Annotated in this window: 21 protein-coding genes; 1 reads left to right on the plus strand and 20 read right to left on the minus strand. The window is 43.0% G+C overall.

Features of this window, described 5'->3' with window-relative positions; genetic code table 11:
* Positions 1-97: 97 nt before the first annotated feature.
* Together rpsU and deoC are read right to left on the minus strand one after the other, a co-directional pair.
* Complete coding sequence (gene rpsU / locus L7D49_RS14445) at positions 98-271, minus strand: 30S ribosomal protein S21 (RefSeq protein ID WP_076757758.1); 174 nt, start codon at positions 269-271, stop codon at positions 98-100.
* A 233-nt stretch (positions 272-504) separates the two neighbouring features.
* Positions 505-1,179: a deoxyribose-phosphate aldolase gene (gene deoC / locus L7D49_RS14450; protein ID WP_238082043.1), complete on the minus strand. Its 675-nt coding sequence runs from the start codon at positions 1,177-1,179 to the stop codon at positions 505-507.
* A gap of 361 nt (positions 1,180-1,540) precedes the next feature.
* Between deoC and L7D49_RS20450 the strand changes: the two genes are divergently transcribed.
* Complete coding sequence (locus tag L7D49_RS20450; RefSeq protein ID WP_418895885.1) at positions 1,541-1,909, plus strand: DUF4181 domain-containing protein; 369 nt, start codon at positions 1,541-1,543, stop codon at positions 1,907-1,909.
* Between the two features lie 167 nt (positions 1,910-2,076).
* Here the strand turns inward: L7D49_RS20450 and mtaB are convergent, their stop codons facing one another.
* From mtaB to L7D49_RS14540, 18 genes are all read right to left on the minus strand, one after another.
* Positions 2,077-3,432 carry a tRNA (N(6)-L-threonylcarbamoyladenosine(37)-C(2))-methylthiotransferase MtaB gene (gene mtaB, locus L7D49_RS14455; RefSeq protein ID WP_238082045.1) on the minus strand — a complete coding sequence of 452 codons (1,356 nt, stop codon included), beginning with the start codon at positions 3,430-3,432 and terminating at the stop codon, positions 2,077-2,079.
* A 189-nt stretch (positions 3,433-3,621) separates the two neighbouring features.
* Positions 3,622-3,978 carry a YolD-like family protein gene (locus L7D49_RS14460; protein ID WP_238082047.1) on the minus strand — a complete coding sequence of 119 codons (357 nt, stop codon included), beginning with the start codon at positions 3,976-3,978 and terminating at the stop codon, positions 3,622-3,624.
* Positions 3,978-4,199 (minus strand): transcriptional regulator, encoded by a 222-nt coding sequence (locus L7D49_RS14465; RefSeq protein ID WP_238082049.1) that lies wholly within the window; start codon positions 4,197-4,199, stop codon positions 3,978-3,980. Before L7D49_RS14465 ends, L7D49_RS14460 begins: the two co-directional genes overlap by 1 nt.
* Positions 4,200-4,349: 150 nt before the next feature.
* Positions 4,350-5,621 (minus strand): N-acetylmuramoyl-L-alanine amidase, encoded by a 1,272-nt coding sequence (locus tag L7D49_RS14470; protein WP_238082051.1) that lies wholly within the window; start codon positions 5,619-5,621, stop codon positions 4,350-4,352.
* Positions 5,618-6,070 (minus strand): phage holin family protein, encoded by a 453-nt coding sequence (locus L7D49_RS14475; RefSeq protein ID WP_238082052.1) that lies wholly within the window; start codon positions 6,068-6,070, stop codon positions 5,618-5,620. Before L7D49_RS14475 ends, L7D49_RS14470 begins: the two co-directional genes overlap by 4 nt.
* 60 nt (positions 6,071-6,130) lie before the next feature.
* Positions 6,131-6,295 (minus strand): hypothetical protein, encoded by a 165-nt coding sequence (locus L7D49_RS14480; RefSeq protein WP_238082054.1) that lies wholly within the window; start codon positions 6,293-6,295, stop codon positions 6,131-6,133.
* Position 6,296: 1 nt separating this feature from the next.
* Positions 6,297-6,569, minus strand: a complete 273-nt coding sequence (locus tag L7D49_RS14485; RefSeq protein ID WP_238082056.1) for a hypothetical protein — start codon at positions 6,567-6,569, stop codon at positions 6,297-6,299.
* A 19-nt stretch (positions 6,570-6,588) separates the two neighbouring features.
* Positions 6,589-7,164, minus strand: a complete 576-nt coding sequence (locus L7D49_RS14490) for a hypothetical protein (protein ID WP_238082058.1) — start codon at positions 7,162-7,164, stop codon at positions 6,589-6,591.
* Positions 7,164-7,487, minus strand: a complete 324-nt coding sequence (locus L7D49_RS14495) for a hypothetical protein (protein WP_238082060.1) — start codon at positions 7,485-7,487, stop codon at positions 7,164-7,166. Before L7D49_RS14495 ends, L7D49_RS14490 begins: the two co-directional genes overlap by 1 nt.
* Before the next feature lies 1 nt (position 7,488).
* The gene (locus L7D49_RS14500) at positions 7,489-8,304 is read right to left on the minus strand and encodes a putative phage tail protein (protein ID WP_238082062.1); all 816 of its coding nucleotides are present in this window, start codon (positions 8,302-8,304) and stop codon (positions 7,489-7,491) included.
* A gap of 4 nt (positions 8,305-8,308) precedes the next feature.
* Positions 8,309-8,641 carry a phage tail fiber protein gene (locus L7D49_RS14505; protein ID WP_238082063.1) on the minus strand — a complete coding sequence of 111 codons (333 nt, stop codon included), beginning with the start codon at positions 8,639-8,641 and terminating at the stop codon, positions 8,309-8,311.
* 5 nt (positions 8,642-8,646) lie between these two features.
* Positions 8,647-9,693 carry a baseplate J/gp47 family protein gene (locus L7D49_RS14510; RefSeq protein WP_238082065.1) on the minus strand — a complete coding sequence of 349 codons (1,047 nt, stop codon included), beginning with the start codon at positions 9,691-9,693 and terminating at the stop codon, positions 8,647-8,649.
* Entirely contained in the window at positions 9,694-10,131 is a 438-nt protein-coding gene (locus L7D49_RS14515) for a DUF2634 domain-containing protein (RefSeq protein ID WP_238082067.1), read from the minus strand.
* Entirely contained in the window at positions 10,128-10,514 is a 387-nt protein-coding gene (locus L7D49_RS14520; protein ID WP_238082069.1) for a DUF2577 family protein, read from the minus strand. Before L7D49_RS14520 ends, L7D49_RS14515 begins: the two co-directional genes overlap by 4 nt.
* Complete coding sequence (locus L7D49_RS14525) at positions 10,507-11,484, minus strand: XkdQ/YqbQ family protein (protein ID WP_238082071.1); 978 nt, start codon at positions 11,482-11,484, stop codon at positions 10,507-10,509. The genes L7D49_RS14520 and L7D49_RS14525 overlap by 8 nt, the downstream gene beginning before the upstream one ends.
* Entirely contained in the window at positions 11,484-12,032 is a 549-nt protein-coding gene (locus L7D49_RS14530) for a hypothetical protein (protein WP_238082073.1), read from the minus strand. Before L7D49_RS14530 ends, L7D49_RS14525 begins: the two co-directional genes overlap by 1 nt.
* 11 nt (positions 12,033-12,043) lie before the next feature.
* Positions 12,044-14,059 (minus strand): tape measure protein, encoded by a 2,016-nt coding sequence (locus L7D49_RS14535; RefSeq protein WP_238082075.1) that lies wholly within the window; start codon positions 14,057-14,059, stop codon positions 12,044-12,046.
* Between the two features lie 193 nt (positions 14,060-14,252).
* The gene (locus L7D49_RS14540) at positions 14,253-14,633 is read right to left on the minus strand and encodes a phage tail assembly chaperone (protein WP_238082077.1); all 381 of its coding nucleotides are present in this window, start codon (positions 14,631-14,633) and stop codon (positions 14,253-14,255) included.
* Positions 14,634-14,648: the final 15 nt, after the last annotated feature.

Raw genomic sequence — 14,648 nt, forward strand, 5'->3', positions numbered from 1 at the left:
ATAAATTATGAGAAAAGACACAAATAAACCGGAACATCCAAAAGGACATTCCGGTTTACGTATAGATTCAAAGTTTCAATAGTAAGTCAAGGTAGTATTAGTATTTACGCTTACGAGCAGCTTCGGACTTTTTCTTCCGCTTTACGCTTGGTTTCTCGTAATATTCACGCTTTCTTACCTCTTGTATAGTTCCACTTTTGGATACCGTACGTTTGAAGCGGCGAAGAGCATCTTCAAGCGATTCATTTTTACGAACGACAGTTTTCGTCATATCTCTTGTCCCTCCCTCCGAGCACACTTCGACACAAGGCAGTTGTCCTTGTACTAAAAAAGTATATCGCACAATTAGTATCTGGTCAATAAAAAACTTTCCATTTCCTTCGGCAAAATTTAAAAGATTTTAAGTAAGAAAACGCGGAAAGCTTGAAGACTTATCTACGTCCTTATTTTCACTCATAAATTGGTCAGTTGAATGCGATAGAATTCATAAAATGTTGAGCCTGTTCAGTAATCGCTGTCAGATTTCAAGCCATTCATAATTTGCACGCCTGAGCTCGCACCGATCCTTGTAGCCCCTGCATCGATCATCTGTTTCATATCTTCGAAGCTGCGGACTCCTCCAGAAGCCTTCACACCCATCTCAGGACCAACGACACCGCGCATTAGCTTAACATCCTCTGCTGTCGCTCCGCCTGTTGAAAAGCCTGTCGATGTTTTGACAAAGTCGGCACCAGCCGCGACGGATAGCTCGCACGCTTTCCGTTTTTCATTGTCTGTCAGAAGAGAAGTCTCGATAATGACTTTGACGATTGCCTTCCCCTTTGCCGCTTCCACGACAGCCTCGATATCTTGGCGGACCTGTCCGTCATCACCGCTTTTTAAAGCACCGATATTAATAACCATGTCAATTTCCTGAGCGCCTTTTTGGATGGCGTCTTTCGTTTCAAACGCTTTCACTTCGGAAGTGCTCGCTCCAAGCGGGAAACCGATGACCGTACAGACTTTGACATCCGAGCCCTTTAATAATCCGGCTGCTGTTTCGACCCATGTTGGATTAACACATACCGAAGCAAATGAATATTGTTTTGCTTCTTCACATAGCGTAGCAACTTGATCCTTCGTTGCGTCAGCCTTTAATAATGTGTGATCTATATAAGCAGCATAATTTGTCGTATTCAAATTGAATACCTCCCTTAAGTAATGCATAGCCCTTTCACTATAGCAAACAACGCATCCGCTTGCACGTGAAAAACTGTTTAATCCCACTGCGGGTAAACGGTCAAGAGCACGGAAAACAGTATATGAATTCGTGTTCATGTTACTTAATTAGTGATTTGTGATAAGTTGATTTCCATTCCGAACGGACGCTTTCCGCGGGCACGGCTTAGACCCCCAAAAAAATCTTATGTAAAACAACAATATTTGAAGGTTAGATAAGGTTACGTGTTAAAATAGAGACTAAGTTGGTAAATTATTCAAAAACGAAGGTTAGAAGGACAAAGAAAGTATGCCTACTACTATGGGTGGAAAGGTGCGTTAAATGCTTAAGATCAATATTTTGTTAATTTTAACACTAGTTATTAGTTCCGTGTTCACAAAATTCATAAGGAACAAATACAACATTATTGACCCGCAAAGGATTAGATATGTGAGCAATACCCACCAGTGGGTGGAAATACCATTAGTGGTGTTAGGGGTCATTTTCATTGTTCTTTTTTGGATATTTGAAATTTCGGTATTGTTGTATTTAGCAATTGCTATTTTTGCTGTTGTACCTTTATTCCGTTCTTTTGTAGAATATAAATACGAACGAGAAGAAAAAGAATATATTATTACTCTTATAGATTTTGGAATCTGGAGCATATTCATGGGTGTTTTACTGGTTTATTATATCAGTATACTCAACTAACAGTGCTGATTGAAGAGTGAAAGATATTCGAGTTCTAATAAGAAAATATGGCAAGTAAAAAAACGCACAATGAACTGTGCGTTTTTATATTGTATTATCTGTTATTAATTGTTGGTATCAGATGCTCATTAAGTTGCATTTATTCGTTTTCTCGCCATCAAGTGCTATCAAACAAGAGCTTCTTCTGTGTCGATGACCCGGATGAATTGCCCGTCGTTGTATGGATAGCCTGCTTTCACAATTTTCACTTTGACGATTTTTCCAACCATCGATTCATCTGCCGGGAAGACAACCTTTAAATAGTTATCCGTATACCCTTCGTATAAACCGCTGGCCGGGTCAAGTTTATAAATTTCTTCCGGAATGACTTCCAGTACTTCGCCTTCGAATTCAGAAGCATATTCCTTCGCCAATTGATCGTTCAGCTCGATGAGGCGATGAACTCGCTCATTCTTTACCTCTTCATCAATTTGATCTTCCATCCGGGCAGCTGGAGTGCCTGTCCGTTTGGAATAAGGAAAGACATGCAATTCAGAGAATCGATGTTCCCGGATAAAATTGTACGTCTCCATGAATTCTTCTTCCGTTTCGCCAGGGAAGCCGACGATGACGTCCGATGTGATTGCCAAATGCGGCAGTGCCTCGCGCAGACGATCTAGCCGCTCTGCGAAGAACTCCATCGTATATTTCCGTCTCATCCGCTTCAATACCGTATTGGAACCGGATTGAATCGGGATATGAAGGTGACGGACGATGATAGAAGATTCTTTTAAGACTTGAATGACTTCATCTGTCAACTGGCTCGCTTCGATTGAGCTGATCCGGAGGCGTTTCAAGCCTTTAACTTGTGTCTCCAAATCACGCAGCAGCCGGGCCAGATTGTAATCCTTCAGATCCTCTCCGTAGCCGCCTGTGTGGATGCCTGTCAAAACGATTTCCAAATATCCTGCATCCACCAATTGTTGCGCCTGGCGGATGACTTCTTCCGGATCTCTGGATCTCATGAGACCACGAGCCCAAGGAATGATACAGAATGTGCAAAAGTTATTGCAGCCTTCCTGTATTTTCAATGAGGCGCGGGTCCGGTCTGTGAAAGCCGGTACATCCAGTTCTTCGTATACCCGGTTTTTCATGATATTGCGAACTGCATTGATCGGCTGGCGTTCAACTCGGAATTCATCGATTAACCCCAAGAGCTTTGTGCGATCCTGCGTCCCGACGACAATATCAACGCCAGGGATGGCCATGATCTCAGCCGGAGATGTTTGGGCATAGCAGCCTGTTACACAGATGACTGCATCCGGGTTTTTCCGGATCGCGCGCCGGATGACTTGCCGGCTCTTTTTATCCCCTGTATTTGTTACTGTACAAGTATTAATGACATATACATCAGCATTTTTTTCGAAATCGGTTCTTTCGTATCCAGCTTCTTTGAACAGTTGCCAGATTGCTTCCGTTTCGTAATGATTGACTTTGCAACCTAATGTATACATAGCTACGGTTTTCTGACGCTCGTAACTCATTTTATATTTCATCCTTTCACTTAACGCATTATCACAATTCACATAGGCTAAATAAAATATTCACGAGTCTTATGATAGCATAATTAAATATGGTGAGCCTAATTTTTTCGTTTTGAGCAATTTGTGATTTAATATGAAGTACATTTTTCAATGAAAAAGTAAAAGAGGAAGCATTCGCCCCCTCTTTTTTTAGTCCACTGACTGGACTGATATGATATCATCAATGGATATTTTAAAATCCCCGAATGGATCAGCAAGAATGATTGCTTGTTTATGTAGATCAATTTTTTCCACGATTCCGCGATGAGGAATTATTCGGCCGTCATTCCACGTTTGAATACGCGCCTGACATTTTCGTTTGAATGCCAGCTCAAGTTCTTCCTGCAGGGCAACCAAGTCCCATTCGGTTAATTCTGGCCGTTCAACATGATCGTCTTCCGCTTGCCAGTCACGCAATTGAGCAATATGTTCTGGTAACATTAATGAAGTCCACTTGATCGCACCCCGCTCTTTCATTGAACCGTGTTGTTTCAAATCATTATTCATTAAATCACCTTGCTTTCCTTCTTGATTACAGGAACCAGTGCTAGAACACTCTCTATCGAAAATGTTCGCTTAGATTTCCTCAAATAACAATATGCTCGAAAGGACACCTCACCTACTTGCAGAACTTTTATGCGGCGTCTGCTTATCTCCCCGTCTGCTGCCAAATACATCATATCCAGTTCTTCGCCATATCTTATCGATTTATCCAATACTTTACGCACATTTGTTCCCTCCTTACGAACAGTATAGAGAATGAACGTTCGTGTGTAAATGGTAAAAGTGCCCATCGGTTGTTTCTATAAATAAAAAACGCCCCATCCAATTTAAGGACAGGGCGTTTCACAGTCATCTTTCGATGTTTGGTTATCTTATCACTTATAATGCAGCATGTACAGTCCAAGGATGTCATGTTTTCCTAGCTGCTTCTTTTCGAATTTGTCGCTCCAGACAGTCCCGAACGATCCTGCTTTTATGCCATCCTCAATCAACTTCTTCTGCTTTGCCGGGGAGTTTAGTAAATCGTCTACTGTGTTACGAAGTGTTCCACTTGTAAATTCCAACTCGTCTTCCTCCTTTTTGACAGGTTGCTTAGAAGCGCCAGCTTTCTTTTTCAACTTGAAGTAAATCGCCAGACCTTCTGCGATTGCTTCACCTTGGGCTTTCAGCTTGGTATCATCTCGCATAGCCGTAATATCAATTGTCGAATCCATGAAACCTCCCTCAGTCAGAATGGCTGGCATTTTGGATTCACGTGTCATGTGTAGGTTCTTTGATTTAACTCCCCTGTTCCTCAATCCCATAGCAGCTACAATGCGTGGCTGGATAATAGCTGCAATGTCTTTGGATGCTTGTGATGCTGTTCTTTCTTGCACGTAAGTTTCTACACCTCCGTGAATCCCCCACCTGCCTTTATCGGCATTGTGATGGAAAGAAACGAGTGCATCAGCACCCCACATATTAGCGTTGTCAGTGCGTGTTTTGAGAGGGATATCCGTTTTTCCTGTTGGATCGTCAAGCCGAAGTATTTGCACACCCTCGTATTGTTTTAGTGCTGCCGCACAAGCCAGAAGAACTTTGTTGTTAAAGGACCATTCCCGCTCGTCTGCCGGCGACTGTTTGCCTGGGGTATTGATGCCATGCCCGGCATCCAACGCAATTTTAACCACGTTATCGACCTCCTTGTCATATTTGGTCAACTCGTATTTCTCAACTTGTTCTATTAATTTTGTCGCATATTTTACATCCGTTGCATATCCAGCTGCTTTGAGGGCCGCGATTGCTAACTTGTAATCAGTCTGACCAAGTACACCAGCATAACGGTTGAAATCCTCCCAACCGGTGCCGTGTGTGTATTTATGGACCAGATCAATGACACAACCTGCATAGGATGGATACTTCCGAAAAGCAGCATCGATGTGAGTAACATTGCCATCCTTGTCCTGCTCCGCTGTTAGCTTGGTGTGTGTTTCCCCCGTCCAGCCAGAACCGGCCTTGATTCCAAATAGGTTGTTCGCATTGCATGCCAGTTCTGATGTACCGGAATCCGATTCCAGAATTCCCTGAGCGATAATCAATGAAGGAAGAACGCCGTTTGCTAGTCCGTGCTGGATAGCCAACGGCGCCAATTTTTCAACAAAGTTCATGACTTTTCCTTCTCTTTCAATTCATCATCAACTTTGGTTCCCACCAACTCTTCTTTGACTTCTTGGCTGAATGTGCTTTTATCCGATTCGATCACTTTTAGCTTTTCAGCTAAGTTGGCCGGAACCAAAACCTCCAGTTCGGCCATGTTTTCTATAATAGAAAGAACCTCATTGGCGATATAGAAAATCACTGTAGCATAGACCAGTGTTCCCTCCAGGTTAAGAATTTGGTCCATAATGTTGGCTACAACAATTACGATTAACACTAGCAACTTTCTCGCATAGCCGAATAAACTTTTCCGACTCCATAAATTTTGATTCTTAGCCGCTTTAAAAATTCCGGTAATGATATCCAGCAGCATAAGAATCAAAAGAAAATGAAGAAATTTAACTCCCCCGAATAAATACATATGTGCTATCTCTAAATTTGTCAAAGTAACGCCTCCCATGTGATTCACTCCTTATGAGCAAATTAAAAAGAACGCCCATATGGACGTTCCGAATCCCAACTATGCTGCTTCTGAATATTTAACTTCGATTAACTCAATCAATTCCGTGTATTCTTCTGGATCTAACTGACCCACTGCAAACACGGTATTCACACGCAAGGAAGCAACATCTTTCGTGTAAACTTTAGCAGCAATCATTTTCCTCCATAAATCAACCGGTCTCATATTACATCGCTCCCATCATATTCATTTCAAGTAGTGCAGTTTGGTATTGGTTTTCAGCTAAAATTTGTTCCTCGATCGAAGGATCGGGGATAATGGAATCATCATAAACCGGTTTAGTGAATATGCCCGTTTTGGCGTCATAGTCATATCCTTCTTGGACAACAGGATAGTTAGTGATATCTACCAATATAATATTGGTGGCAAATTCAGGTTTCTCTTCTGCTTCAAAGATCCAGTGTGCTTTATTGTGTAAAACCTGTGCGAATTTCTTCATTTAGTTTTCCACCCCTCTTTTATTCGAACCATTTGATAATCATAATTCCGTCTCCTCCGGCTCCAACACCTGCACCACCGTTGGCGATTGTGACCGTTACGGCTGAAGTGGTCACATCGATTTCATAATCGATAACGTAGTCGGCACCGCCACCCGAACCCCATCCTGGAGAAGCAGCTCCTCCCCCAGCTCCATATCCACCTTTCGTTTTCATGCCACCGCCTTGACCGTAACTTGAACCCCCACTTCCGGCACCATATGCACCTATCACAGATCCCCCTGATCCTGCACCGACACCCGCTCCACCTACTCCATTACTGCCCCCACTGCCGCCACTAAGGGTTAGAAAGTTACCAAAAGAGGTTACTCCACCAGCCAAACCGTTACCTACACCTGCAGCGCCGCCACCTCCGCCGCCTCCTGCAGCGGTAATCAGTACCTTTTTAACGCCTGATGGTTTAGACCATGTAAATACTCCAGGTGTACGAAACGTTTGTGTACGCATAATTCTTCCGACCCCGTTGGTTAGGATCGTAGAGGTATCATTCTTAATCTCCTGAACCTGTTGCTTTGTAGGCAAATGAATTTCTGGCATTACACAATCACCTCATTGAACACAAAAATAAGACCATCATTAGTAGCATTGGTCTTAAATCCGTATTCATATTTTTTATTGTCTGCACCAATAAATTGATTTGGTGTAGGATCTTCCAAATGTTTTGTAAGTGCTGTTTTCACTTCATTTATTGCCCCGGCCAGTGTTTTATTAGCTGTTTGCAATTCAGGGATAACGGTGGTCCCTTCTTTCAATTCTCCAACGGCACCATCTAAAATATCCATATTCTCGTTCAGATCTGCAATAGTTACGTATTCCGTCAATTCGGGTTTATTCAATCCCAATTTGGGTGTCTTCTGCAAATCAACTCACCTCTTCCCAATTTCGTAAATCATTCCATGTCATGCTGGCTACCTCTCCCCACGTCATCCGACTAACATCTTGCCACGTTGCAAATGTATAATTAAACACCCATCCCAAATGTGCAGGAAAGATGATATCAAGTGCTTTTTCCAATCCGGCCATATTATTGGGAATGCCCCTGGTACCAGTAAACTTAATTTCATACACGCCGGCCAGTTCCGACTTATTTATTTCCACTTCACCGTTAGAATAGGCAGCAGCCACACTTTTGATCGTTTCCTCTGTGGTCTGGTCAAACGCTGCCCGATAACGGGAGGATATTTGCTCCCGTCGTTGATCGTACCGTAACGTATTCACTGTACCGATTCCTAAATCTCGTTCAAAGATCGGCAAAGATTCAATGGCCGTATCCAGAAATAGATTCCGTTTCGTCAAAGTCAAACGTTGTTCGGTATTGCGGAATTCACGATCATAAGAATTCAATATTTCATTGAATACAGTGGATTTCCGTTCGTATAGGGGAAGGTATTTTATCATTTCTGATTTATAATCCCGTTCCGCAACGACAATACTGACTATCATTTCTGACCGCGTCCGCATAACTGCAGATGACTGAACAACCTTTACACCTCGACCTTCAACATCAGTCAAGGTTGTGGCCGTTGTGTAAGAATGCTCAACTGCTACTCCTGTAGAAGCCAGTTCCGTTTCTGTTTCCATTAAAGCAATACGGAAATCGATCCATTGATGTTGTGCTAGTTCCCCCCAAGTGAAAACACTTACTTGACCCCATTCCGCTTCTTTAATTACGTGCATGTAATCACCTCAATCGCACGATCAGATAATTTCTCGGAATTTTATATTGGCTGGATATATCAATATTTTTCACAAATTCAGCAGGGGACTTGAACAATAAATTTCCTGCTGCAGAAGAATCGTAAATCCCGATATGTGTAATTTCGCCCCAGGCTTCCCCAGCGATTGGAAAGAGGATGTCCGCATTATTAGATGTCTGCCCTTCTGACGGCTCCACAAAAGTTGCCTGTTGGCGTTTATAACTTGGCTGACCCACTTCTACATCTCCGTTAAATAACGCTACATATACGCCTAGTAGATTGTCCCTTAGAACCTTATTCTTTAGATAAACACTCATATGGTTCATCCTTCATTCACCCCTCCCATGATTGCCACTTGTTCATCACCGATTGGAATGTTAGCAATGCCCCCATTGACCATTAAATTTTGGTAGTCAAGCACGCCTTCACTGTCGATGATTTCACTACCGATTTTTGCATAGCTGATAAACGGCGATTTAAATGCCAGGCTCTGCAGATATCTTGTTATGTTCTTTTTAATGTTCTCAATTGCCAACTCTTCTGTGTAGCCTTCTACAAGGGAAAGGGTGGCCGTAATGTTGATCGGCACGCCTGCAGCTCCTACTACCGTCACATCCGCACCAAATGGTCGCTCCGATTCGATGTGAGTGAATACGTCCTCTACAAGTTCTTCACTTGCTGGCTGCTTATTCGAATCGATCACGATAACTTTGACGGTCAATGGTCCGTTCCACCTCGGAACTACACGGGCATCTCCAACGCCGACAACTTCTTTCGCCCATTCCAAGTAGTGATATTTGTTGCCAGCCTTTCCCGGTCGTTGTAACTTATCGTAGTAACGCTGTCTCAAATCTTCGTCCGGTTCAGCTTCATATCCATTTGTGACCGGTTCGGGATTATAGACATTGACTAATCCGCTGATCGTTACAGGGAAACGATTAATGACGCCGGAAGGAACGTTCCCGATTGCACCAAACAACACACTAGATGCCAATACAGATACTTGGCCGGAATCGGGGATCACTGCGTCTTCCAGAATTTCAAAATCTACTGTCTCTGTCGAAATTAAATCGCCCTTTGTGATTACGGAACCGGCTGCCCCCGATATAATAACCGTTGTAACGGATCGAGTCGCCGGCTTTCGGGTAATCCCCGTCCGCTGATACACAAACCTAGCAAGATCGTCGCCTTCCAAATTTTCGACATCCATCAAGCCCTCTACATATTCGATTTCCTCTTGCATCGTGGAAAACTCAACTGCTCCCGCCATATTCGCGTCCCATATAAGTCCGCCTGGTGACTTGTCATGTTCATCATCCGTGTTATACATCATTCGTTCATGGATCTGTTGTTCCGTTTCTGTTTCCACTTATCTACTCACCTCCATATCAATCGTGTTGTACATGGGTGAAATGACTGTGAACCTAATGCGCATCCACTTCCCGTCACGTTCAAACTGCCACCCTTCCAACCGCTCAATATATGGACTTTCTAGCAATGATTCAGTAACTTCTCTTTCAATCTCGGATTCAATGTAAGCTCTAGGCAAATTCGAACCGATTAATGATTCAATGCTTGTTCCGTAAGTTTCGTCCTCATAGATTCTGAAACGGAAACTTTCGGTTTTCAGGACTTTCAATATCCATTGTTTTATGGAATCCACTCCATACAATTCGATTAGCTTTCCATCCCGCATGACGAAATCTCCTTTATCAAAGTCATAAAGATATGTCTTGCCGATGGGTTCCAATTCTTCTTCAAATTCCACTTCTCTCAATTCCAACTGCGTTATTTCTGGAAGGTTCATTCGAATTTCACCGCCTTGTCGATCACGTAATACATTTGGCCGTCCGCAACGGGTACTACAATTACCTCGTCACCGATTTTGAGTGTATCGGTCCACTGCATTAGAGTATCGATGTTGAGTGTAGCAATGTCATGATTGTGATTGCTGTTCGTAGTAGTCGTTCCGCAATTTGAATCGGTAAATTTGATATGCCGCTCATAACCCGCTATTAGATTAGATGCAAATATCAATTGCGACTTATCCGGTGCGATTTTCTCACTTAATCGAATGACTGGTTCAGGGGGTAACGACTCGACAATTCCGGTTGTGATGGAAGGTACATCTTTCGGGTCACGATCTTTAAACAGCTTCGCAAATTCCGTCAATCCGTCTTTATCAGCCATTGTACACCTCCAGTCCTAATGACATAGTGTGGATGCCATTTTTGATACTGTGTGAAACGTCATTGATCAAGTACGTCCCCTTAATGCCAGTGATAGGTTCAACCACTTCAAAAAGACGACCAGCGCGAACGCGGTCATCTCCAAGTAATTCAATGCTGACTTCTTCCACAATCTTTGAAAGCTGCTTCAGTTCATTCTGCGCAACTTCTTTTGCAGATTTCTTTTCCTTTTGATCAAGTTTAATGACTTTCGAGATTTTGCCATACTTTTTAATCATGGTATCGTCATCCTTGATTAGCACAAGTTTGTCGTTGTTTCCGACTACCTGGATGGAATTGACCATGTCAGAAATGCTTCGCTTCCTGCTTGGGTTCGCAATTGCGTCGGCCGCATCATATTTCTTTCCGGCCAGAGCAAACGACGCCTTGACTGTCAAACCTTTTTGTTTCTCGATAAACAACTTACCTTGCCGCATCTCCATCAGATACTTGATGCCTAGCTTTTGTTCGGTATTTTCAATGATTTCCTTTATGATGTCGCTTACTTTGACGTCATTAAAAATCTTACTGATAGGTACAGGCATGGAAGCGATATTGCCAACAGGAACGCCGAATTCACTAAGAATTTTTCTTATACACTGATCAGCAGACATCTTGTTGAACTGATAAACCGCATTCGATTTGTTGAGATAAAAAGCAAAGTCGAAAGCAGTATAGGAGACCGGTTTCCGGCCACTCTTCTGCTCATCCACAATAATTGCCCTGGTGATCTCGATGCCATCATTCTTCAACATGACCATATCGCCAATATCGCATGGATTATCAGGGAAAAAATTTGTATCATTAAATGCAATATCAAAGGATATTTCGTCCCCTAATTCGTCAATGTTACTGCGCCATGAAATCGTACCGACGAGAGGTGTAATATTCGTCATGGTAGTACCTTTTACAAGCCACAATTCATGAGCCATTACTTCACCTTCTTTTCCGGTTTCTTTCTAACTGCCTTTTTCTTGACCGCTTTCTTTTTGGTCCCTTTTTTCTTTACAGGGCTGCCAGTGTTTAAATTGGATTTTTTGATAGTCGGTTTACTTTCCGGCGTGATAGCCTTTTTCTGCAATTTGATGTCCTTGAATTCTTCTAAGGATAATGAGTAATAGATATCTCCCGATCCGTCTTGTGGACCAAACACAAAATCGTCTATCGCAAAAACCATATTAATTGGAGTACCGGTGGCTACAAGGCGCACGCGTAGCTTACGCTCTTTCCAACTTTCGATGATCTTGACATACTCCCATCCCTTGTATTGATTGGATCGGGCAAACGGATAATCCTTGCTAGGAAAAAACGCATCGATGACAATAGCCTTTAATCCGCTTTCGCCAAAAAGTTTAATATCCCCCTGATTGATAGTGGTGAACGTTTCGTTATTAACAGGACTCTTAATCTTAAATTCAGATGGAACAATAGGAAGCTGGATGATTTCAGCTCTATTGTTTACCGATAAGAAAATATCCATCATCCAACCTCCTACATGTTTGCCATGCGTAATTTTAATAATGGTATCAACTCGTTAATAATTTCCTCTATTGATTTGTTGCCGTCAATAAAGACCTTTACATCACCTTTAGGCATATTGTTAATGGCTACTATAAGTTGAGCGATCATCGCTATTAAGCCATCAAGATTTTTTGATGATGAATTACCTCCACTGAGCATAACGCTTTTTTGTGGCCGGGCTTTGTCAATATTATCAATAGTAACTCCTTGTCGACGTAAGTTCCGCGACTGAACTGCAGGAATAATCATTTCATCCTTATGGATTTTCGCCACTTGATCGTGCGTTACACGGTTCGTTCCAATATCATAAGATGCCATAGTCGATGTTCCAGCCGCTCTGGTTTGTGTTGATGCCGATTCAACACCGCTCCAATCAACCTTTGGTATGATCGGTATATTAACGCCGGGTATTTTGTTAATTTTTTCAATCAAACTATTGATTTTATTTATTACAAAGTTGATTGCTGTTCCTACTGCAGTCTTCACTCCATTAAAAGCAACAGTAAAAGCAGACTTAATACCTGCCCCAACCAATTTTGTTTTATCCCACAACGATTGGGCTTTCTCTTTGACAGTATCCCAGTTCTTCCACAATAGGATGCCTGCAGTGACAACGGCACCAATTGCAATGGCGACCCATCCTAGAGGGGAAATGGCTAGAGTGCCGTTTAATAGAGCTGTAGCGATCTGAAGGCCAGAAGTGACTACCTTCCATGTTGCTTGTGCTGCAGTCACCGCTACTACACCAACACGAAATGCCGCAACTCCTGCAGCAACACCAACCACGACCGGTCCGATTAATGACCAGTTATTGGCGACAAAGTTATACATGTCTGTGAATTTGTCTACGGCAAAACCAACCGCTTCACTTACGCCAGGGAATGCGACATCCTTCAGCCAGTTGAGCGCTGGTTGTGAAGCAGTATAGGCTTCCACAATTTTGTCTTTAACTCCAGGTATAGCAGTATCTTTTATCCAGCCAAGACCCGGTTTGGATTTTTGATACAGACTGATGAGAGCATTACCCACAGGCTCGACCGCTCCTGCAGCCTTCCCTAAGACACCCTCAAACTTGCTACCAAAATTTGCGACCATCTCACGCATGCTTGGTAGGCCATTGTTGTTGAGCATCTCGTCAGTCTTCTCAATAATGCCTGTAACCCCACGAGTAACTGCTGCCCTCATGTTTCCAAATGTGCCACTCCATGATGCCCCAGCATTCTTTGCCGCACCTTCAAGGGCAGGGAATTTCTTGGTGCCGTTCGCAAGTGCTTCATCAAGGACATCCATAAATGACTTGGCGTCAATTTTACCCTTGGAAATCTCTGTTGCAACTTGTGCCGTGCTTTTCCCAACAGCTTCCGCATAAATATCGACAGCAGGTATCCCGGCTTCAACAACGCGCCCTAACTGCTCCATATTGACTGTGCCCTTTGTAGACATTTTGATGAAGGCGTCCGTAACTGTGCCTAACTCATCATTAGTACCCTTTGTGTAAAATGCAACAGCGTCCGTCAACGAGCCCATAACTCGTGTGGCGTCCTCTACTTCCATACCGCCAGTTACGAATCCCTGCACGGCTCCTGCAGCCACATCCAGACCGAACGCCGTGCCCTTCACGATGTCGCGCGTTGCTTCTAACGTGGCGTTTGCCTTCTCAGCGCTGCCGGTCATTACTTCAAGAACGTTTTTAAATTGCTCCATTGTGTCGATACGGTCGAAAGCTCCAGCTAGTGATGACTTGACCATGCCGACTGCGGAAGAAAACATTTTCGTGATTCCAATAGCGCCGGCCAAACCGGCTGCACTGGTTGCAATTGATTTGAAACTGGATGTAGCCGAGCGCCCAAATTGAGTAACTGTATTATTGGCGTGCCTTACTTTGCGTTCCATATCCTTGGTTGAGGTTCCGGCCTTCTTTGCATTAGCCGAGAAATCCTTATCTCGCAACGTCAACACTGCGGATATGACGCGATTACCTGCCATGTATTCTCACCGCCTTCATAACAAAAAAGAGAAAGCTAGACGGTTTCCCATCTTGCCTTCTCTTCTTCAAATGACAGATTCATGCTTGCTTTCAAAAACTCTTTTTCGGCAAAGGGAAGATTGAGTAAGTAATCTAATTCCTTGCCTTTTTGAGCATAGTGATGAAGAAAATAAAAATCATCATCACTTTTTATTAGTTTTTTAAATCTTTCATCCTGCTTACAGAATCACCATAGCCAGCCAAGTCCAATGCAACTTGAGCGATGCTGACAATTTCACCTGCTTCAAAAATTTTCGAAACAATGTCAGTCGGTTCTTTGCATCCAAAAGCCTTTTGCAAATCTTTATCCTTCAAGTCTGGTGCAACGACTGCGTTATATACAAGGAACACATCGCCATCTTCATCGTTTCGCCCCATCTGTACGGATTCAATGCAAAGCGACCGTTCTGGCTTCTGAATGGTAATGCTTGCATCAATACGAGGAATAAAAAGTTCCTCTTTCACATCCTCCTTTACCTCATATTTTTCTTTTTCTTGAAATAAGTCTTGCAATGTAAGTTTTTTCTTAGTCATTTGATAGTCTCCTTT

This window comes from Sporosarcina cyprini, assembly GCF_022048975.1.
In the GTDB taxonomy this organism is placed as follows: Bacteria; Bacillota; Bacilli; order Bacillales_A; family Planococcaceae; genus Sporosarcina; species Sporosarcina cyprini.